Annotated in this window: 20 protein-coding genes; 9 read left to right on the top strand and 11 right to left on the bottom strand. The window is 70.6% G+C overall.

Going from position 1 to position 18,513, the window contains the following annotated elements; all coding sequences use genetic code 11:
• Nucleotides 1–55 precede the first annotated feature (55 nt).
• Both WME75_RS07700 and nrfH read right to left on the bottom strand, forming a co-directional pair.
• Nucleotides 56–1,564, bottom strand: coding sequence for an ammonia-forming cytochrome c nitrite reductase subunit c552 (locus WME75_RS07700; protein WP_437487877.1), 1,509 nt, complete (start codon nt 1,562–1,564; stop codon nt 56–58).
• Nucleotides 1,565–1,594: 30 nt separating this feature from the next.
• On the bottom strand, nt 1,595–2,113 hold the full coding sequence (gene nrfH, locus WME75_RS07705; protein ID WP_437487879.1) for a cytochrome c nitrite reductase small subunit: 519 nt from the start codon (nt 2,111–2,113) through the stop codon (nt 1,595–1,597).
• A gap of 285 nt (nt 2,114–2,398) precedes the next feature.
• Here nrfH and WME75_RS07710 point away from each other — a divergent pair, with 285 nt between their 5' ends.
• The 6 genes from WME75_RS07710 to WME75_RS07735 all read left to right on the top strand — a co-directional run bounded on the left by WME75_RS07710 (nt 2,399) and on the right by WME75_RS07735 (nt 8,194).
• Nucleotides 2,399–3,250, top strand: a complete 852-nt coding sequence (locus WME75_RS07710) for a phytanoyl-CoA dioxygenase family protein (RefSeq protein ID WP_437487882.1) — start codon at nt 2,399–2,401, stop codon at nt 3,248–3,250.
• Between the two features lie 8 nt (nt 3,251–3,258).
• Nucleotides 3,259–4,398, top strand: coding sequence for a hypothetical protein (locus WME75_RS07715; RefSeq protein WP_437487885.1), 1,140 nt, complete (start codon nt 3,259–3,261; stop codon nt 4,396–4,398).
• A 1-nt stretch (nt 4,399) separates the two neighbouring features.
• Complete coding sequence (locus tag WME75_RS07720) at nt 4,400–5,644, top strand: MFS transporter (protein WP_437487888.1); 1,245 nt, start codon at nt 4,400–4,402, stop codon at nt 5,642–5,644.
• Nucleotides 5,645–6,184: 540 nt separating this feature from the next.
• Nucleotides 6,185–6,904, top strand: coding sequence for a hypothetical protein (locus WME75_RS07725; protein ID WP_437487891.1), 720 nt, complete (start codon nt 6,185–6,187; stop codon nt 6,902–6,904).
• Between the two features lie 11 nt (nt 6,905–6,915).
• On the top strand, nt 6,916–7,719 hold the full coding sequence (locus WME75_RS07730) for a hypothetical protein (RefSeq protein WP_437487893.1): 804 nt from the start codon (nt 6,916–6,918) through the stop codon (nt 7,717–7,719).
• Between the two features lie 103 nt (nt 7,720–7,822).
• On the top strand, nt 7,823–8,194 hold the full coding sequence (locus WME75_RS07735; protein ID WP_437487896.1) for a hypothetical protein: 372 nt from the start codon (nt 7,823–7,825) through the stop codon (nt 8,192–8,194).
• Nucleotides 8,195–8,330: 136 nt separating this feature from the next.
• Here WME75_RS07735 and WME75_RS07740 read toward each other — a convergent pair whose 3' ends face one another.
• Nucleotides 8,331–9,326 carry a zinc-dependent alcohol dehydrogenase family protein gene (locus tag WME75_RS07740; RefSeq protein ID WP_437487899.1) on the bottom strand — a complete coding sequence of 332 codons (996 nt, stop codon included), beginning with the start codon at nt 9,324–9,326 and terminating at the stop codon, nt 8,331–8,333.
• 156 nt (nt 9,327–9,482) lie between these two features.
• On the bottom strand, nt 9,483–10,511 hold the full coding sequence (locus WME75_RS07745) for a cellulose binding domain-containing protein (RefSeq protein ID WP_437487901.1): 1,029 nt from the start codon (nt 10,509–10,511) through the stop codon (nt 9,483–9,485).
• 708 nt (nt 10,512–11,219) lie between these two features.
• Here WME75_RS07745 and WME75_RS07750 point away from each other — a divergent pair.
• Together WME75_RS07750 and WME75_RS07755 are read left to right on the top strand one after the other, a co-directional pair.
• Nucleotides 11,220–11,507, top strand: coding sequence for a YciI family protein (locus WME75_RS07750; RefSeq protein ID WP_437487904.1), 288 nt, complete (start codon nt 11,220–11,222; stop codon nt 11,505–11,507).
• Nucleotides 11,501–11,896, top strand: a complete 396-nt coding sequence (locus WME75_RS07755; RefSeq protein WP_437487906.1) for a GFA family protein — start codon at nt 11,501–11,503, stop codon at nt 11,894–11,896. Before WME75_RS07750 ends, WME75_RS07755 begins: the two co-directional genes overlap by 7 nt.
• 126 nt (nt 11,897–12,022) lie before the next feature.
• On the opposite strand, the gene WME75_RS07760 is transcribed toward WME75_RS07755, so the two are convergent.
• The 6 genes from WME75_RS07760 to WME75_RS07785 form a co-directional block, all read right to left on the bottom strand.
• A complete protein-coding gene (locus WME75_RS07760) occupies nt 12,023–13,150 on the bottom strand; it encodes an alpha/beta hydrolase (protein ID WP_437487909.1) in 1,128 nt (375 codons plus the stop codon).
• Between the two features lie 127 nt (nt 13,151–13,277).
• Nucleotides 13,278–13,931 (bottom strand): YIP1 family protein, encoded by a 654-nt coding sequence (locus WME75_RS07765; RefSeq protein WP_437487912.1) that lies wholly within the window; start codon nt 13,929–13,931, stop codon nt 13,278–13,280.
• Nucleotides 13,928–14,293 (bottom strand): DUF2089 domain-containing protein, encoded by a 366-nt coding sequence (locus tag WME75_RS07770; protein WP_437487914.1) that lies wholly within the window; start codon nt 14,291–14,293, stop codon nt 13,928–13,930. The genes WME75_RS07765 and WME75_RS07770 overlap by 4 nt, the downstream gene beginning before the upstream one ends.
• A 124-nt stretch (nt 14,294–14,417) precedes the next feature.
• Nucleotides 14,418–15,473, bottom strand: coding sequence for a polysaccharide lyase (locus WME75_RS07775; RefSeq protein ID WP_437487917.1), 1,056 nt, complete (start codon nt 15,471–15,473; stop codon nt 14,418–14,420).
• Between the two features lie 230 nt (nt 15,474–15,703).
• Nucleotides 15,704–16,585, bottom strand: coding sequence for a galactose mutarotase (locus tag WME75_RS07780; RefSeq protein WP_437487920.1), 882 nt, complete (start codon nt 16,583–16,585; stop codon nt 15,704–15,706).
• A 19-nt stretch (nt 16,586–16,604) separates the two neighbouring features.
• The gene (locus WME75_RS07785; RefSeq protein ID WP_437487923.1) at nt 16,605–16,892 is read right to left on the bottom strand and encodes a hypothetical protein; all 288 of its coding nucleotides are present in this window, start codon (nt 16,890–16,892) and stop codon (nt 16,605–16,607) included.
• Between the two features lie 286 nt (nt 16,893–17,178).
• Between WME75_RS07785 and WME75_RS07790 the strand changes: the two genes are divergently transcribed.
• On the top strand, nt 17,179–17,946 hold the full coding sequence (locus tag WME75_RS07790; protein ID WP_437487926.1) for a Uma2 family endonuclease: 768 nt from the start codon (nt 17,179–17,181) through the stop codon (nt 17,944–17,946).
• A 30-nt stretch (nt 17,947–17,976) separates the two neighbouring features.
• On the opposite strand, the gene WME75_RS07795 is transcribed toward WME75_RS07790, so the two are convergent.
• Nucleotides 17,977–18,468, bottom strand: a complete 492-nt coding sequence (locus WME75_RS07795; protein ID WP_437487928.1) for an LEA type 2 family protein — start codon at nt 18,466–18,468, stop codon at nt 17,977–17,979.
• Nucleotides 18,469–18,513: the final 45 nt, after the last annotated feature.

Here is an 18,513-nt window from a genome sequence, read left to right on the forward strand (position 1 = left end):
CCGCATTCCGCGCGCGAGCGCACCCGCGAGAGCTCGTGTCTCGTGGGACGAGGGCTCAGCGACCCCCGGCGTCCGCCGCAGCGGGGTCGCTCGGCGTCGCCGATCCCGCGTCCGCCGCAGCGCCCGCCGGCGCCGCGATCGCCCCGGCCGCTCCGGGCGGGGCGCCGTCGCGCAGCGCGAGCTGGCCGCGGCGGCAGGTGTCGATGGCGGACGCGAGGATGCGCATCGCCTCCTGGGGCGCGTGGAAGCCGGACGAGTTCTCGGCCTCGGCGAAGTCGACGAAGAACTGGCACTTCCGCTGCGCCGCGCGCGCGTCCGCGAGCGCCTCGTCCGCCATGCCCGCCTCCTTCGCGCGGCGGATATCGCCGATCAGCGCGGTCACGGCGTCCATCGCCCGGTTGCGCGTCTCGAAGTGGCGCTCCTGGATCGTCTCCACGCGCTGCCGGAGCTCGTCCTCGGGCCACTTGTGGCACGTCTGGCACGCGCGGTTGATGTTGAGGAGCGGGCTCTGGATGTGGTGATCGGTCACCTTCGCCGCCCCCACCCGCTGGTACGGCATGTGGCAGTCCGCGCAGGCCACGCCGGAGCGGGCGTGGACGCCCTGATTCCACATCTCGAACTCGGGGTGCTGCGCCTTCAGCACCTTCGCGCCCGACTCGGCGTGCGTCCAGTCCGAGAAGCCCGTCTCCTCGTAATAGGCATAGATCTCGTCGACCTTGATGCCCTTCGCCCACGGGTAGACGAGGCGCTTCTCCGGGCCCTTGAAGTGATACTCCACGTGGCACTGGCCGCAGACGTATGAGCGCATCTCCTGGCGCGTGGCCATCGTGTTGACGTCGTAGTCCTTCTCGCCCATCGACGCCTTGAGCGCGCGGATGCCCTCGAGGAACCCGGGCCGCGTCACCCTGAGCTGCATCGACTCCGGATCGTGGCAATCGATGCACGAGACCGGGTGCGTCACGAGCTTGCGCGCCTCGGGGAACGGCATCTGGTTCATCGCCTCCCACCCGCGCATGAGGTCGCCGCCGCCGAGCTTCTTGTACGGCACGTACACGGACGCGTGGCAATGGATGCAGGTGCCCGGCTGCTTCGTCGCGGCCTGCCGCTCGGTGTACACCTGGTCCTCGAGCATGTAGGCGTGGCCGCGCTCCTCGCGGAAGTCGCGCGAGAAGGCGTAACCGGCCCACATCGTCTTCAGCCGCCCGTCCTCCTCGAGCTTCGACTGCGCGACCACGCTGCGCGGATCGGCCTCTGTCGGCGTGCGCGGCACGGCCTCGCTCCCGCCGAAGCGCGTGCGCTTCTGGTCGACCGTGCGCCGGTAGCCGTCGTACTGGATGGGGAAGTTCTTCCCCCAGATCGCCGGGTCGTCCATCGTGTCGTCAAGCTCGACGACGCGATAGAATGGGCTCTTCGCCTCCTGCTTGTGCTCGAAGATGTTCACGAGCAGCGCCGCGAGCCCGGCGGTCGCGACCGCCGCGCCGATCGTGATGAGCGGCAGGTAGCGCCGGAGCGCCGGCTGCGGCGGGCGCTTTGTCGTGGATCCTTCGTCCTTCGGCTCCGTCATCGTCTCCATCCCTCGCGCGGCGGGCGCACCTCAGTGCAGGTGGCCCACCGATTCATGGCAGCGCACGCACGAGAGCCGGGGCGCGCCGCGGTGCTCGCTGTCGATCGCGTGCACGATGTCTCCGTGACACCCGCGACAGGCCTCCTCCGTGATGCGCAGATTGCTGGGCTTGATCCGGATCGGGTCCGGGAAGCGACCCGTGGTGAAGCCGAAGGAGTGCCAGAACCCGTTCGACGCCTTCGTGGCATACTTGCCCAGGAACGTGTGGGGCGCGTGACAATCGTTGCAGACTGCCACGGCGCGGTGGCTCGAGCGCTGCCACCCGGCGAACTGCTCGTTCATGATATGGCAGTTGGCGCACGCCGCCGGGTCGTTCTGCAGGTACGAGGCGCCCTTTGCGTAGATGAACGTGTAGCCGCCGAGCCCGGTCGCCGCGCCGAGCGCGACGCAGAGCGCGAGCGGCAAGGCCCAGGTGAAGGCGCGCGTGCGGCGCGCTCTCTCGCGGACCTGGGGCTCCGGTGGCTCGCCTTGCTGTTGCCCTTCGGTCACGGGCTCCGCCTGATGGGTCATCGGTCGCGCCGCCGGATTGCAAGGCAGGTGCCACCGAGCGCCGGCAGGGCGAGGATCGACCGCCGGGCGGCGCGGCGGGCGCCGTGCGGACTCGGCACGAGGGCCGTGTGCCGGGAGCGCGGCGCCGAAACCGCGTCCGAGGTTGCAAACCGTGCGCCGAGGTGCAGATCCCGCGCCGGCGGGGGCTCCCGGCGGCGGCTGTTCCCGCCGCGGCCCGGCTGCGCTAGTGGAGCCGGGCCAGTGACCCCGGAAGGAAACGCTTCTGTGCACGCCCCGCAGCCCGCCGCCGACCTGCCTCCGGCCAACCGCCGTATCCGGCTGCCGGACTTCACGCTGGGCGGCGCGTTCACGGCCGAGCAGCGGGATTTCCTCGACACCCACGGGTTCATCCGCTTCCGGGGCTTCGCCGGCCGCGACACGGTGCGCTCGCTCGTCGAGGAGGTGGAGGCCATCGATCGCCGGCTCATGGCGGAGGGGAGGACGCACATCAACGGCGTCCCGCTCATTCTTGGCACCCGGAAGGACGGGTCGCGCACCATCCAGCGCATGGTGTTCGCGTCGCTCTTCGGCGAGCGCCTCCGCGCGTTCCTGCGCGACCCGCGGTTCGGCGCGATCCTCGACGTCGCCGGGCCCGGCTACCGGATCGCCGAGCGGGAGCGCGACGGGCTCGTCATCAACCATTATCGTCACGAGGAGGGGTCGACGTACCAGCGCCTCGGCTGGCACACGGACAGCCTGCGTGACGTGTTCTATCTCGAGAAGCCGCGCCGCTACCTGAACGTCGGCTTCTATCTCGACGACTCGCCCGTCTCGAAGGGCGGCGTGCGGCTGATCCCGTCGTCGCATGGCCAGGGCCTCTTCGAGATGCTCACCCGCAAGGCGTATTTCCTCGACCACCGGCCCGACCCGGACGAGTACGCGCTCGAGGCCGAGGCGGGCGACCTCACGATCCACGACGGCCGCATCTGGCACCGGGTCGCGCAGGCCACGGCCACGGGCGACGCGAGCCAGCGGCGCGTGATGTACCTGCCGCTCATGTGCGGCCCGCTCAAGGAGAAGCACGAGAACAGCCCCACGCCGCTGTATTTCCGGTTCAAGCGGCTCGCGGGGTACTGAGCGCCTCGATGTCGATCACCATCGAGGAGGCGAGGAGCCGCGCGGATCTCACCGAGATCCTCGACCTGCCGCTGCGCCTCCACGCGGCCGATCCGGGCTACGTGCCGCCCCTCCGCCCGCTCGTCTTGCGGCGGCTCGACCCGAGAAACCCCTTCTTCCGCGAGGCGAGCCTCCGTCTGTTCCGCGCGCGGCGCGGGCGCGAGACGGTCGGGACGCTCTCGCTCCTCGTCGACGGGCGCCACGACCGCCACGGCGGCGAGCGCACGGCGTTCTTCGGCTTCTTCGAGTGCGAGCGCGATCCCGAGGCGGCGCGGGCGCTCTTCGACGCGGTGAGCGAGCGCGCGCGGGCGCTCGGCGCGACCTCGCTGCGGGGCCCGCGCAACGTGACGCGGGTGGAGGACATCGGGCTCCTCGTCGAGGGGTATGGCTCCCGGCCGCCGATGCTCGCGGGCCATCATCCGCCGTATTACCGCGAGCTCGTCGAGGCCGAGGGGTTCTCGAAGCGCTATGACATGCTCGCCTACGACACCCCGCTCGTCGACGCCGCGGGCCGCCCCCGGGAGCTCCCCGAGGCCCTGCGCCGGAAGGCCGCGTCGGTGAGCCTCCCTGGCCTCGAGGTGCGCAGCGCGGCGGTTCACCGCATCTCGCGCGACATGGAGATCGCCCACGCCGTCTTCACCGAAGCGTACCGCGGCGTGCCGGAGGTCGTCCCGATGTCGCGCGCCGAGCTCGTGAGCCTGGGTCGCGCGTTCGTGCTGCTGGCGGGCCCGCGCCTCGTGCAGATCGCGACGGTGCGCGGCGAGCCCGCGGCGTTCGCCGTGTGCCTCCCCGAGCTGAACGAGGCGTTCGCGGCGGCGCGCGGGCGGCTCCTGCCGCTCGGGTGGGCGCGCGTCGCCTGGGCGCTCCGCCGCGTCCGGACGGCCAGCTTCAAGCTGATCGGCGTCGTGCCTGCGTTCCGGTCGACGGGCCTCCACGCGCTCCTCGTGCAGCGCGTGGTGGACGGCCTGCGGGCGGCCGGGTACGAGCGGCTCGAGGCCTCGTTGATCCACGAGGACAACGCCCCGATGCGGCATATCGTGGAGTCGGCCGGGTGCGCCATCTACCGGCGTTATCGCGTCTACGAGCGCCCGCTCGGAGGGAACAGGTGATATGACGACCGCAGCCCCGCAGCCGAAGACGCCGTTCACGCCGTACCAGCGGAGGCTGTTCTGGTTCCTCAGCGTGGCCTCGTTCTTCGAGGGCTACGACTACCTGGCGCTCACGCAGATCTTGCCGAACATCGGCGCCGAGATGGGCCTCGCGGCCCGCCACGAGGGGCTCCTCATCGGGGTCATCAACTCGGGGACGATGATCGCGTATCTGCTCGTGCGCAAGGCGGACCAGTGGGGCCGGCGGCGGGTGCTCACGATCACGATCCTGGGCTACACGCTCTTCTCCGTGCTCACGGGGTTTGCGCCGAACGTCTATGTCTTTGCCGTCCTCCAGCTCCTCGCGCGCATCTTCCTCATCGGCGAGTGGGCGGTCAGCATGGTGTACGCCGCCGAGGAGTACCCGAGCGACCGGCGCGGCATGGTGATCGGCGTCATCCAGGCCTTCTCGAGCCTGGGATCCATCGTGTGCGCCGGGGTCGTGCCGCTGCTCCTCTCGACCTCGTACGGCTGGCGCAGCGTCTATTTCGTCGGCGGGATCCCGCTCCTCGTCATGGCGGTGGCCCGGCGCGGCCTGCGGGAGACGGCGCGGTTCGAGCAGGCGGCGGCCGCGCGGGAGGGGGAGGGCGCGCAGCCGTTCATGCGCATCTGGCGCTCACCGCACCGCGGGCGGATGCTGCAGCTCGCCCTCATCTGGGGGCTGACGTACGTTTGCACGCAGAACGCGGTGACGTTCTGGAAGACGTTCGCGATCCGGGAGCGCGGCTTCAGCGACGCCGAGGTGGGCGCCAGCATCACGTTCGCCGCGGTGGTCTCGATGCCGCTCATCTTCGCCTCGGGCAAGCTGCTCGACGTGATGGGCCGCCGCGCGGGCGCGGTGATCATCTATGTGCTGGCGGCGGCCGGCGTGCTCGGCGCCTACTCGCTGGGCTCGCGCGCCGGGCTCACGGTCGCGCTGGTCTTCGCCATCTTCGGCGCGAGCGGCGTGCTGCCCGTGCTGAACGCGTACAACTCCGAGCTCTTTCCGACGCACCTCCGGGCCGACGCGCTCGCCTGGTCCAACAACCTGCTCGGCCGGATCGGTTACATCCTCTCTCCCATCGGCGTGGGCGTCGCCGCGGAGCAGATGGGCTGGGGGCAGGCGGTGTCCGCGACGGCGATCTTCCCGGTGATCGCGCTGGCGCTCATCCTGTGGCTCCTGCCGGAGACGCGCGGGAAGGAGCTCGAGGAGACGGCGCGGGTGTAGTCGCCGCGGCGGACGTCCTTCTCCGGCGCCGTCGGCGCCTCACGAGCCCCCCCGGCCTTCCCCTCGCGCGCTGCCTCCCCCGGTCCTCTGGTGGGGTGAGCCTCCACCTGGTGGCCGCGACCTCCAGGCCACGGCCTCCGACCCGGCGTCTCTGGCATTCCAGCCGACGTCTGGGCGTGCTCGATCCGGCGCTCGCTCCGCGGGCGATCGCCGCGAGCTTCAGGTCATTCCGTGGCGATCGCGGCCGCCGGCGACGCCTCGCCCGGCCGCCCCGCCGTGCTCGGAGCGCGTGGATCGAGGATTGCTACTGAGGGATTGAGAGACGGAGGAGCGCGCTGGCGCTGTCGAACGATTCCCATCTCGAGTCGAGGGATGGGAAGAGCGCCTGCCCAGCATCCTCATCTCACGCGCGTGAAACCAGCGCGCAGAGCTGACGGCGCCGAGGCGCTGCGGCCGAGCGTGCGGTCGAGGGGGCGAGGGTCGCCCTCGCACGAACACAATCCGAGGTGAAGCATGTCGTCGGTCTCCATAAAAAATTCGATGATACTCCTCTGCGTCGCCCTGTCCGCGGGCTGCGCCGCGCCCGCCGAGAGGGACGCGCCGGAGGACACGGCGGTCGATTCGCAAGCCATCGAATGCGGCAAGGACTGCATCCTGGCGATGGTGAACAAGCAGCTCGCGCTGATGGGGGAGTTCGACAATGACGCCGAGTTCGACGCGTCGCTCCGGGAGCTCGTGGCCGTGGGCCCGGCGGTCGTCCCGGTGGTCGTGGGCGTCTATAAAGAGTGGTCGGTGTCCGCTTCGCCGGACCCCACGGTGCCGGCGAGGCCTGGCGAGATGCGCTGGCGGGCGGCTCATCTCCTCGGCCTGCTCGGCTTCCGCGACGGCATCGACCCGCTGAACGCCATCGCCACGAGCCCGCTCCCCGAGCCCGGCAAGGACGAGCACCTCTTCGCGGATGAATACCGCGTTCGCCTGCGTGCGATCGTCGGGCTCGAGCGCCTCCACGCCGCGGACGAGCTGAAGGCCATTCACTCCGCCGGCGACCTCCTGCGCACCCCGGCGGCGGCGAGCCTCTACGCGCTCGGGATCGACGTCGGCGGGATCAAGCTTGTCGATGCGCGGAGGGCGCTCGCCGAGGACCTCGCCGATGCAAAAGATTACAACCCGAACCTCGGTCGACCGGCGCAGCCGGACAAGCCCGGGGATCGGAAATTCAAGGTGACGCCTCGGACCGACACGCCGTCCACCGCTCGATGAGGGGATTGACCATGAGAAACACGATCAGCGCCATTCTTGCGTCTTGCTTGCTCCTTGGTCTCGCCTCCGAGGCCCGCGCCGACACCTGCGACACGGTCAGGTCGACCGACCCCGGGGTGATGCAGGGCTTCTGGTGCACGCAGCCGTGGATCGACTTCTACTGGGATGCGTACGACTTCGACAAGGGGGACTGGGATAACGGCTTCGGCTGGGAGGCCGCGTGCGACCGGAGGAGGCCGCTGGCGCGCACATTCCAGGCGATCCAGCTCGTCAACTACGCGTCGCCGAACGAGGCGATCAAGACGAACGATTTCAGCGGCAACTTCCTGCGATGGGCCGGCAACTACACGATTCGCGAGTTCGACGAGCTGGACGCGCGGTGCGGGGACGGGTCGAAGCGAGCGTCCACGACCTGGGGGCCGATCATCGACAACTACACGACTCTCTACATCCCGTTCTTCTACGACGAGAACGTCGTGGAGCGCGCCGGGACGCTGGTCCACGAGGCGCGGCACGCGGACTGGTGCGGTCACAGCGGCAACGATGGCAGCAACGCGTGTCCCGCGAAGAGCGCGTCGTGCGACGAGAAGTACATGGACGGGTGCTCGGGGATCGGGTCGCCCAGCGGAAGAGGCGCGGCCGGCTACCAGGTCCTCTGGCTCTGGTGGTATGCTTTCGAGGCCGACGCGCAGCACAGCTCGTCGACGATGAAGGCCTTCGCGCGCGACGAGGCGAACCGGATCCTGAACACGATGCTCGACGTCGACCCCTGCTTCAACATCACGAGCAATGGTAGCAAGATCATCACGTGCTAGGAGGGCGGCGCTCGCCGGCCTCCTGTGGGGCGCGCTGTGCGTCGCCGGGTGCGCTGGTCATCCGGGCTCCGATATCCCGCCGGCGCCCTGGGCTCAGCTCGAAATGTACCGCGGCGCAGGCGAGGAGACCGTCCTCTGGATCGAGCTGAGCGGCACATTCGAGGGCCACGCGGGGCAGACGTCGCTCCGCGGAGAGCTCAGCGCCGAGCAGCTCGCGGGCCTCCGTGAGCTGTTCGGGGACGAGCGGATCGCGATCTACCGGAGCGACGCGCTGCCCACCGACGGGAGCGTCGACCTCACGGGCACCGTCGAGCGGCCGGTCTTCCGCGTCGTGGTTCGCGAGGAGAGCGACCGGATCCGGGCGGGCTCGGAGAGGCTCCAGGCGTACTTCGCCGAGGGGGCGCAGCACGCCGAGACGAACCAGATGCTGCTGGTGGTCAAGGAGATCATCGCCCGGGCGACGCAGGTCCCGTAGCTCCGCCCGCCAGAAATCCGGCCAGGGAAGAGTTGCTGGGCTGCGCGAAGAGCTCGACAGTTTACGTGAAAGATCTCGTCGTACGACGATGCGAAGCGCGGCGCGGGGCGGTCCCCGCCCGCCGGCTCCTCCGCATTCACGACGGCACGAGCACCGCTGCCCCGGAAAAGCGGCCGTTCCGCAGATCGTCGAGCGCTTCGTTGGCCGCCTCCAGCGGGTAGACGTTCACCTCCGTCCGCAGCGGGACTCTCGGCGCGAGCGCGAGGAACTCCTCGCCGTCCTTGCGTGTCAGGTTCGCCACCGAGCGCAGCACCCGCTCGCCCCACAGGATCGAATAGGGGAAGGAGGGGATATCGCTCATGTGGATTCCGCCGCACACCACGGTGCCGCCCTTGCGCACGGCGCGCAGCGCGGCCGGCACGAGCTCGCCGGCCGGGGCGAAGATCAGCGCCGCGTCGAGCTCCTCGGGCGGCGCGTCGGCGGAAGAGCCCGCCCATTCGGCCCCCATCGCCAGCGCGAACGCTCGCGCCGCGTCGTCGCCCGGCCGGACGAAGCCGAAGATGCGCCGCCCCTCGAAGCGGGCCACCTGCGCCACAAGGTGGGCGGCGGCGCCGAACCCGTAGATCCCGATCCGCTCCGCGTCTGCCGCCATGCGCAGCGTCCTGTAGCCGATGAGCCCGGCGCAGAGCAGCGGCGCGGCCGCGAGGTCCTGGAGGCCCGTGGGGACAGGGAAGCAGAAGCGCGCGTTCGCGACAGCGAGCTCCGCATAGCCGCCGTCGATCTGGTATCCGGTGAAGCGCGCCCGATCGCAGAGGTTTTCCCGCCCTGCGCGGCAATGCGCGCACGCGCCGCAGGTCCACCCGAGCCAGGGCACGCCCACGCGCGCGCCCGGCGCGAACCGCGGCGCTTCGCCGGGCGAGGGCACCTCCTCGATGACCTCGCCGACGATCTGGTGCCCTGGCACGAGCGGCAGCCTGGCCTCCGGCAGCTCGCCGTCGACCACGTGCAGATCGGTGCGGCACACGGCGCAGGCGCGCACGCGGAGCAGCACCTCACCGGGCCCTGGCCGCGGGGCGGGCCGATCTTCCAGCACGAGCGGGCTCTTCGTGGCTTTCAGGACGAGGGCGCGCATGAATTCGCGCCCAGGTTAATCCGCGTCAGCCGAGGAGCACGCGACGCCTCGTCTTTCCGTTGTTTCCGGGCGGCGTGCGCGCCAGTCGAGCAGGCGCGCGCGGCTGCGCTCGCGACCGATGGGGTGCGCTGCGGGCTGTCCTGGGCTGAGCAGAGCTCAGTCGGTGGGAGCGCCCGCGCAGATCCAGTCGTTGATCGTCTTGATCTCGGCGTCGGGCAGCGACGAGCCCGGGGGCATCTTGCTCTCGTCAGGGTCGCACAGGCCGACATCCTTCAGCTTGTTCATGAGATAGCTGCTGCTCGGCATGAACGGCACGACCAGCGCCTGCTCGCGGGAGCAGGAGGCGGCGTCCTGATCGACGAGCGAGCCGACCGCCACCATCGTGCGGAGGTCGAGCCCGGCGGACGGCGACGTGGGGCTCCCGTGACAGAACTGGTTCGAGCAGCTCCTCTCCAGGATCGGCGCCACATCGGCGAAGGTCGCGGAGTCCGGGCCGCAGTTTGGATCGAGCGGAGGCGCGCCGCCTGCGCCGGTGCCGGTGGTGGTGGTGGCGGTGGTGCCGCCGCCCTCGCCGCCTGCGCCCGCGGTGGTGGTGCCGCCGCCCTCGCCGCCTGCGCCCGCGGTGGTGGTGCCGCCGCCTTCGCCTCCGGTGCCCGCGGTGGTGGTGCCGCCGCCTTCTCCCCCGGTGCCCGCGGTGGTGGTGCCGCCGCCCTCGCCGCCTGCGCCCGCCGTGGTGCCGCCACCCTCGCCGCCGGTGCCCACGGTGGTGCTCCCGCCGCCCTCGCCACCGCTGCCGCCGGTCCCCGTGGCGCCGCCCGACCCAGCGCTGCTGCTCGCCGACGTGCTCGTGCTGGCGTCCGGGCCTCCGCTGCCGTCGACCGATACGATCGTGGGCCTCCCGGTGCCGCTCGCGCAGAACCCCCACATCGTCGAGGCGCCCACCGCCAGCGTTCCGTTGTAGCCCTCATTGACGGCGTTCATCTGCCCGTTCGACTCGGTGATGCGCGCGTTCCACGCGTGGTTCAACGTGGAGCCGTTGAGCCCGATGACCAGGCCCCAGGCGGTCGTCCCGCTGCTGCCCGTGTTCCTTATCGTCACGCTCGCGCAGTACCCGTTTCCCCAGTCCGACGGCACCGTGATCTCCGCCGTCATCGTGCCGTCCGGGCTCACCAGTCCGGAGCTCAAAGAATCGCTATTCTCATCGTTGCGAGGTCCAGCGCTGCAGGCGAGCAGGCTGCATGCCAACGAAGCAGAGATGTAGCCAAGTAAGCGATTGGTGCGCATTAAGGTTCTCCATGTCAGCTCGGCGGATTCGCGGGGTTCTGCTCAAGATGGATAAGTGAATCAAAAGACGCCCACGAGCTCCGCCGCTTCTTGGTGTAAGTTCGTCATTCCCTGCCGGTGATCTCTTGATCACGGCTGTGCTCGCCGGGTTATCCCGGCCGCGCGACGGCATTGTAGTCGTCCGCGCGTATCTCGCACATGAAATCACCGCGCGTGATGGGCTCAAACACGCAGTGATATCGAATTATCTCATGCGCGCTCCTTTGCAATTGCAAGCCGCGCGCCGGGCCGCTCACCCGCTGCCTGCCACGCTGGGCTCCGCAGAGGCCGCCAAGTCGAGCTCGAGCCGCGGATCGAGCAGCACGGACGCGGGAGCCGTCCGGCGCGAAGGCGGCCGCGGTGCGGGCTGCTGTGGACGCGTGGACGGCGAGGTCGGGATCGACCCGCAGAGGCCGCCGGCCGCGGGCGCCGTGCTCAGGAGCGGCGGCCCGTGGTACAAAAAAGATCAGCGCTCGCACGATCGGTGTCGATCCGAGGGCGCGCCGGGCAACCAAGGGCTGGACCACCCACGTTCCACAAAGACAGCCACAGTCCAGAACCGGAGGTCATATGAAGTACGTCTGCCTCGTACATTTCACGCCTGAAGCGCTGAGCTCGTTGAGCGACGAGGAGAAGCGCACGCTGGATGCTCGCTCGATCGCGTACGACGAGGAGCTGGCCGCCAGCGGTCGTCTGGTGGCCGCGGAGGCGCTCCAGTCCCTCGACAGCGCCGTGCTGGTCAAGGTTCGGGCCGGCAAGATCTCGACGACGGACCGGCGCGCGCTCGAGCTCACGACGCAGGAGCCGGAGCGGCGCCTCCTGGAGCGGCGGTCGAGGGAGGTCGAGGGGCCATGTTGATGGGCAGCTGTTATTGCGGCCTCGTGCGCTTCGAGGTCGACGATGCGTTCGGCTACGCCTTCTATTGCCATTGCTCGAGGTGCCGGCGGCGTACCGGCGCCGCCTGCGCCGCCATCGGCGGGATCGAGATCGACAAGGTCCGCATCACGGCGGGGCGCGAGCATTTCTTGAAGGTCGACGAGTCCGAGGAGGGAGCTCGCTGCCTCTGCAAGCAATGTTTCTCGCCCATGTACGACACGATCCGTGGGAATACGTTCGCCCACGTGCAGCTCGGCACGCTCTCCGGCGCACCGACGCGGCGGCCCGATCATCACATCTACACCGGCTCGAAGGCGGATTGGCACCAGATCACCGATGCCCTCCCTCAGTTCGAGGAATTGCCACCGTAGCGCGGCGGGACCGCGCGCTAGACACGCGAGGGGCAGGATGCGCGCGGCCTCTCGCGGCGGTGCGACTCGCCGAACGCGAGGTACGTCGCCGAGATCGATCCAGGCGGCTCGATCGGGCCCGCCGCGTCACTCCGCCGGCAGGAACGCTTCGAGCTCATCGAGCACGCGCGGGACGACGGGCAGGCTCGGATCGGTGTACGCCGCGTTCTGCGACGCGTTCGAGAGCGTCGCTTCCTTGAGCGTGTGGCTCATCCCCTCGATGAGGACGAGCTCCGCGTCCGGCCGCGCGCCGGCGAGCCGCTCGGCGTCCTGCACCTGGACCTGGATATCGGTCGTCCCTTGCAGCAGGAGGACCGGCGCGGTCACGGCCTTGAGCTCCACCGCGGGGTCGAGCTTCATCCAGGAGATGATGTACGGCTGCACGCTCGGGCGAAACAGGCTCAGGAACAGCTCCGTTTGCGGGACATCCTCCACGAGCTCGCCCTCCTCGAGCCGGTCGAGGATCGCGTACGCCTTGTCGCGATCCTCGTCCGGCAGGCCGGCGAGCTGAGCGCGCAACACATCGCCGATGGGCCGGCCCGCGCCGGCGATCGAGACGTAGCCGTCGATCTCGGCCGCCTGGGCGACGAGCATTCCGAGCAACGAGCCCTCGCTGTGCCCCACGACCGTGACCGTCGCGAACCGCCCGTCGTCGCGGAGCGCTTTCACCCACAGGCCCGCGTCGTCGGCGCCCATCTCGAAGCGCATCTCCTGCTCGGTGCGGGGCGCGGCGGAGACGCTCCCGCCGATCCCGGCCTTGTCGTAGCGGATCGACGCGATGCCCCTGTCCCGGAGGCCTTCCGCGAGGAGCTTGTACGTGTCCGAAAGGACGCCCCCGGCGGCCTGGTTGCCGTCCCGATCCGTCGGCCCGGAGCCAGGGAGGATCACCACCGAGGGGGAAGGCCCGCACCCGGCCGGCACCTCGAGCGTGCCCGACAGCGTGCCGCGCGCATTCTCCACCAGGAGGTCGACGCTGGTCGCCTCCGGACACGCCGGCTCGTCTGGCTCGTTTGGCTCGTTCGGCTCGTTCGGCTCGTTTGGCTCGTTCGGCGCCGGGTCTGTCGCGCCCGGGAGCGCGCCGTCTCCGCCGGGAGACGACTCGCCCTCTCCGGCTCCGCAGCCTGCGCCGAAGGGCGACCCCGCGAGCGCGGCCGCACACGAGAGAACGAACACGGCGCAGCGCGCCGGGACCGGGAGATTCGAGCGCAGTGACATGACGATCCTCCGAGAAGCAAGGGGGAGAGCCGCGCCGCCCGGGCGCACCGGTGCGCCCTCGCGGCCGAGCGAGCATCGCTGGGCGCGCGCCGCGTGAACCGGGCGGCGCGCCACGAGATGGATGGAGTCAGCCGAGGTGCGCGAGCGCGACCTTCGAGACGATCTCCGAGACGAGCACGAGGCCGATGAGCCCTGCAATCAGCCGAGCGCCCCGCAGCCCGGAGGCGTTCTTGAAGCCCTGGGTCAGGAGCGCCAGGAACCACACGAGGCACAGCGTGGCCAGGACGGCGGACACGGCCAGCTCGGGCGTGAGCCTGGGCGCGCCCGCCGGCGGCTCCGGGGCGAGCAGGCCGAGCGCGATCGCCGCGAGCGCGAGCGGCGCGCGCGAGAGCCCGATCACGCCGAGGAAATCGACGATCCGCACGCGGCACCGCAGGAGCCGCGCGTACGCCCAGAAGAGCAGGGCGGGCAGGGGCCACACGACGACCTGCTCCAGGAGCGCCGTCGTGTACGGGATGACCTGAGGCGCCGTGTGCAGATCGAGGAAGCCGTCGAAGCGAACGCCGAGCCGCGTGACGGCGACGCTCAGCGCGGCGACCGCGAGCCCTGCCACGGCCGCGGCTTCTCCGCCGAAGCGCTCGAACGGATCCAGCGCGAGCCGCCATCCGCTCCGGGGAGGCCGCGGGGCCATCGTCGCCAGCAGCCGTTCGCCCTCCGCAGGCTTGATCACGTTGTCGCGTACGAGCGCGCGCACCCGCTCGTCGGGCGTGGTCATCATCATAGTCCCACCTTTCTCAGCGCCTCCTCCGCCTCCTTCGCGGAGAGCCGCCCGTTCTCGAGCGCATCCAGGATCTCGTGCCGGCGCTTCTGAACGCCCTGCTCCAGCGCTCCCAGCTTGCCGATGATCTCGTCGAGCCGGTTGCGCACCGTCGGGTAGCTGATCTGAAGGAGCTGAGACATCGCCTTCAGGCTCCCCGACGAGCGCACGAAGGCGGTCACGAAGGCGAGATCGTCCGGCGACAGCTGGAGCAGCGCCGGGATCTCGAACTGACCGTCCAGGTTGGTTCCACAGGCCTGGCAGCCGAGCCGCGTCGCGCGCAGCTCGCCGTCGCAGCTCGGGCATCGAACGACAAATCTTGCCACGGGACGAGGTTAGTATCGTCCGTGGGTCAACAATGTCAATGTGTGAATAAATAAAATTGATTCTAAAATCAATTTTGTGAGGCGCGGCCGAGCTCGTGGCCCGCGCGGCGCCGCTCGCGCCGGCTCAGCGCCGGTCGCGCCGCCGCGCGAACGCGAGCGCGACGACGAGCCCGGCGACGGCCAGCGGCGCGGGGGCCGCCGGCGAGCCGGCAGCGCGGCAGCTGCAGCCACCGTCGTCGCCCTCCTCGTCCGCGCCCTCGTCCGAGCCGCCGGTCCCCGCGCCGGTGCCGGTGGCGCCGGCACCGGAGGTCGCGCCCGCGGAGGTCGACGTGACGGAGCCGCTCGCGGCGCCGCCGCCCGCGCCTGCGCCGCTGCTGCTCGTCGCGCCGCCCGCGCCGCCCGCGCCGCCCGCGCTCTCGTTCCCGCCCGTCCCCCCGCCGCCCGCGCCCCCGGCGCCGCCTTCTCCCGAGGAGGGCAGCGCGGGGCGGACGTCCTCGAGGGTGTCCCCCTCCACGGCGTCATCGAGGACGATGATGGGGCTGTCCGTGAACTCGGCCGGGTTGCGCAGCAGGCCGATCTGCGTGAAGTGCGCGTTGCCGTCGGCGAGGGTCTGCGCCTGGCCCCCGGTGACGACCTGCTCGCCGTCGAACCACACGTCGACGGAGCCCTGGCTCGCGTTCGTCGACCACTTGATGTGCATCGCGATGCGGTGCCACACGCCGGGCGTGACCGCGGAAGCCGCCTCCCAGTGCACCTTGTTCGCGGGCTTGCGGGTGGCGAAGCTGATCTTCTGTCCCACGACCTCGAACGACATCACCTGATTGTAGGTCTGGTCCGACTCCCAGTACCCGATCTGCGTCGGCGGGTCCGCCGCGAGCGCCTCGGGGAGATAGAAGCTCCAGGCGAAATACGTATCGTCGCCCTCGGCCGTGCGCCCGGCCGCGGGCTTGTGGTTCAGCTCGACGCGCTTGATGCCGTTGTTGGGCCACACGGCGTCGTTGGTGAGCTGGATCTGCCCGGCCCGCGTGCCCTGCAGGACAGGCGACGTCACCACCGAGATGCGCTCGCCGTTCAGCGACGTTGTCCACTGGGACAGGTCGCCCGTCTCGAAGTCTCCGGTCCAGACCGGCGCCGCCGAGGCGCCCGTCGTGACGGTCACGGCCAGCGCGGCGGCAGGCAAGGCGGAAAGCAGGAAGCGCGACCGCCGCCCGAGCAGCGCTCGGCAGCGAGCAAGAAGGGTACGATGTGCGGTAAGGTGAGCTGCTGAAGTCATGCCCGAATTCCATGACGTTTCCGTCCCGCCGTCAACCGCGAAGCCACCGAGCCCAGCGGAGCGGACGCCGCTCGGGCCGCCGGCCCTTCACGAACGTCGCGAGGAGGGGTTGCGGAGGAGGCGCGGCCGCGGGCGCCTCAGGTGGAGAGCTCGATCCACAGCGCCTGCGTCTGCCGCGACGGCAGGTGGATCAGGCGCTCTCCGGTGTTGAGGGCGTCGCCGGGGCAGGTCCAGGGTTCGAGGCAGACGAAGTCCTTGCCTTGCAGGGTCCACACGACCCAGTGGGTGAACTCGGGCGATCCGCGGACCGCGATGCGCGCGGCCGGGGGGCCCTCGATCGACAGCGCGCTCTCGGTCGAGCCGTGGTCGAGCAGGTGGAGATCGACCTCGGGCCGGGTCAGGTCGAGGCCGGAGAAGGGCGCTTCCTGCTTCGTTGTGTTGTCGAACGCGCGCGTCGCCCGCGTCTCGATCGAGGCCCCGGGCTTGTCGGCCTGGGAGACGGCGAAGTAGGGGTGGAACCCGACCCCGAAGGGCATCGGCGGCGCGCCCTCGTCGCTCTCGTTGGTCACGCGGACATCGATCCGGAGCGCCGTGCCGCGCAGCGTGTAAGTGAGCTCGGCGCGGAAATCCCAGGGGTATTGCGCGCGCGTCGCCTCGCTGGAGCGCAGCGCGAGCCGGGCGTAGGCGCCGCCGGGCGCGGCGGTCCCGTGGTCGTCGAGCGACCAGGGCAGGGTGCGGGCGAAGCCGTGCTGCCGCATCTGGCCGTGCGCGCCGGAGGACGACCAGGCGTCGCCGGCGAGCTTGCCCGGGGAAGGGAAGAGCACGGGGTTGCCGCCGCGCACGTTGGCGCTGCGATCCTCGAAGGTGGCGCGATCGAGGTAGAGCAGCTCGCGCCCGCCGAGGGTCAGCTCCGCCAGGATCCCACCGCGCGACGGCGCGAGCACGGCGCGGCTCGAGGCGCCGCTGTCGGCGAGCTCCACGGTGGGGATCGCACCTTCGATCTGCTTCACGCTGAACATGACGCCTCCGCTCTCTCCATCACCTGCGCAGCCACTCGAGCAAGCCGACGAGCAGCGCGAGCGCCGCGATCGGCAGCGCGATCCACCCGAGGACCGTCGCCCAGCCCCGGCGGAGCGAGCGACCGCCGCGATCCTCGCACGCGAGGCAGATCGCCCAGACGCGCGCGCCGCCCTCGGTGAGCACGCAGCAGTCGCCGCACACGGGCGCGTGGCAGCGCGCGCACGGCCCCGCCGCCTCGGCGCCGCAGCGCCCGCAGCGCGCGACGGACCCGCCGCCGCCGTCGTGGAAGATCAGGCCGCCGGACATGGGGCTGCGCTACCCGGCGGCGAGCACGGGCTCATCGAGCGACCGCGAGCGCGCGGCGAGCACTGTGGATCGATGGCCTCGTCGACGGGCACGGACGCCTCCTCCGCGCCGATTCTGCAAGCTTTGCGGGCTCGAGACAACAGCCCGCGCCGGGCGTCCGCAGGACGGCGTCCTGGCCGGCGCGAGCCGAGCGCGGCCGATGGCGGCGAGTCCGCGCGCGAGGGCGCCGTCGGCCTTCGCGGCAGCGGCCCCCTGGGAAGCTGGTAGGATCGCGCCGAGGAAGCCCATGCCGTACGCCAGCGAGACCTCGCTCGTCCCGATCCCGCCGCCCGGAGAGGACGAGCTCCCCCATGACGACGGTGAGCCCATGGAGAGCGATCGCCACCGCAAGCAGATGCTGCTGCTGATCGAGTCGCTGGACCTCTTCTGGAGGGATCGCGACGACGTCTACGTCAGCGGCAACATGGCGATCTACTTCAGCGAGCTCCAGACCCTGAAGAACGACTTCCGCGGGCCGGACGTCTTCGTGGTGCTCGACACGATGCGCCGGGACAGGAAGTCCTGGGTCGTGTGGCAAGAGAACGGCAGGACACCGGACGTGGTGATCGAGCTCCTGTCCGAGAGCACGGAGTCGGTCGACCGCGGCGAGAAGATGCGCGTCTATGCGAAGTTGCTGCGCGTGCCGGAGTACTTCCTGTTCGATCCGATGAAGAACGCGCTCGAGGGGTACGCGCTCGACATCAGCTCTCGCAGCTACCGGACCATGGTCTCGAGCGCGGACGGCGAGCTGGTCAGTCAGCAGCTCGGGCTGCGCCTCGGGGTGCGGGACGGCCTGTACCTGGGAAGCAAAGCGAGATGGCTCCGGTGGCTCGGCCCCGAGGGGCGTGTGCTCCCCACGGCGGAGGAGCAAGCCCGCGCGGCGGAGGAGCAAGCCCGCGCGGCGGAGGAGCAAGCCCGCGCGGCGGAGGAGCAAGCCCGCGCGGCGGAGGAGCGGGCGCAGGCGCTCGCGGACAAGCTCGTGGCCTACGAGAAGCGCTTCGGACCGCTCACGTGAGGTCCGCGTACGCGCCGACGGGCTCCCTCCTCAGCGCAGTCCGGGGAGGGGCAGGCCCGGCAGCGAATTCCCGATCACCGTGACGAGCTGCTCCTGCGTGATCGTCCCCGCGAGGCGGAACGGTAAGTCCACGTTGAGCGTCTCCCCGCCGATCGCGACGGTGCCGTTCACCTGATACGGCACACCCCGGCCCTGCGCCGCCAGCGTGGCGATGCTGGTGAAATCCTGCCACTTCACCGAGAGCGGCGCCTCGATCCGCGTCCACTTCTTCGCGGCCAGCTTGAGCGGCGTGGGCACGGTGACCGTGCCGACGTCGATCTTGCCGTCGAGCAGCACGGTCGCCTTCATCGAGCGCGTCGTGAGATCGATGCTGTTCGGGTTGTACGCCTGGATCTGGACCCGGAGATCGATGCCCTGGGCGGTGACGGCGGTCACCGCAGCGACCTCGGGCCTGAGCGTCGGCGGCTCGGGGCGCGAGCACGCGACAAGGGAGAGGGCGGCGGCGAGGAGCAGCGATCGCACGGCGGAGATGTTGCGCGGATCTCCATGGAGCTCAACGGAAATCGG

Origin of the sequence: Sorangium sp. So ce1014 (assembly GCF_051521505.1) — a bacterium.
Taxonomy (GTDB): Bacteria; Myxococcota_A; Polyangia; order Polyangiales; family Polyangiaceae; genus Sorangium.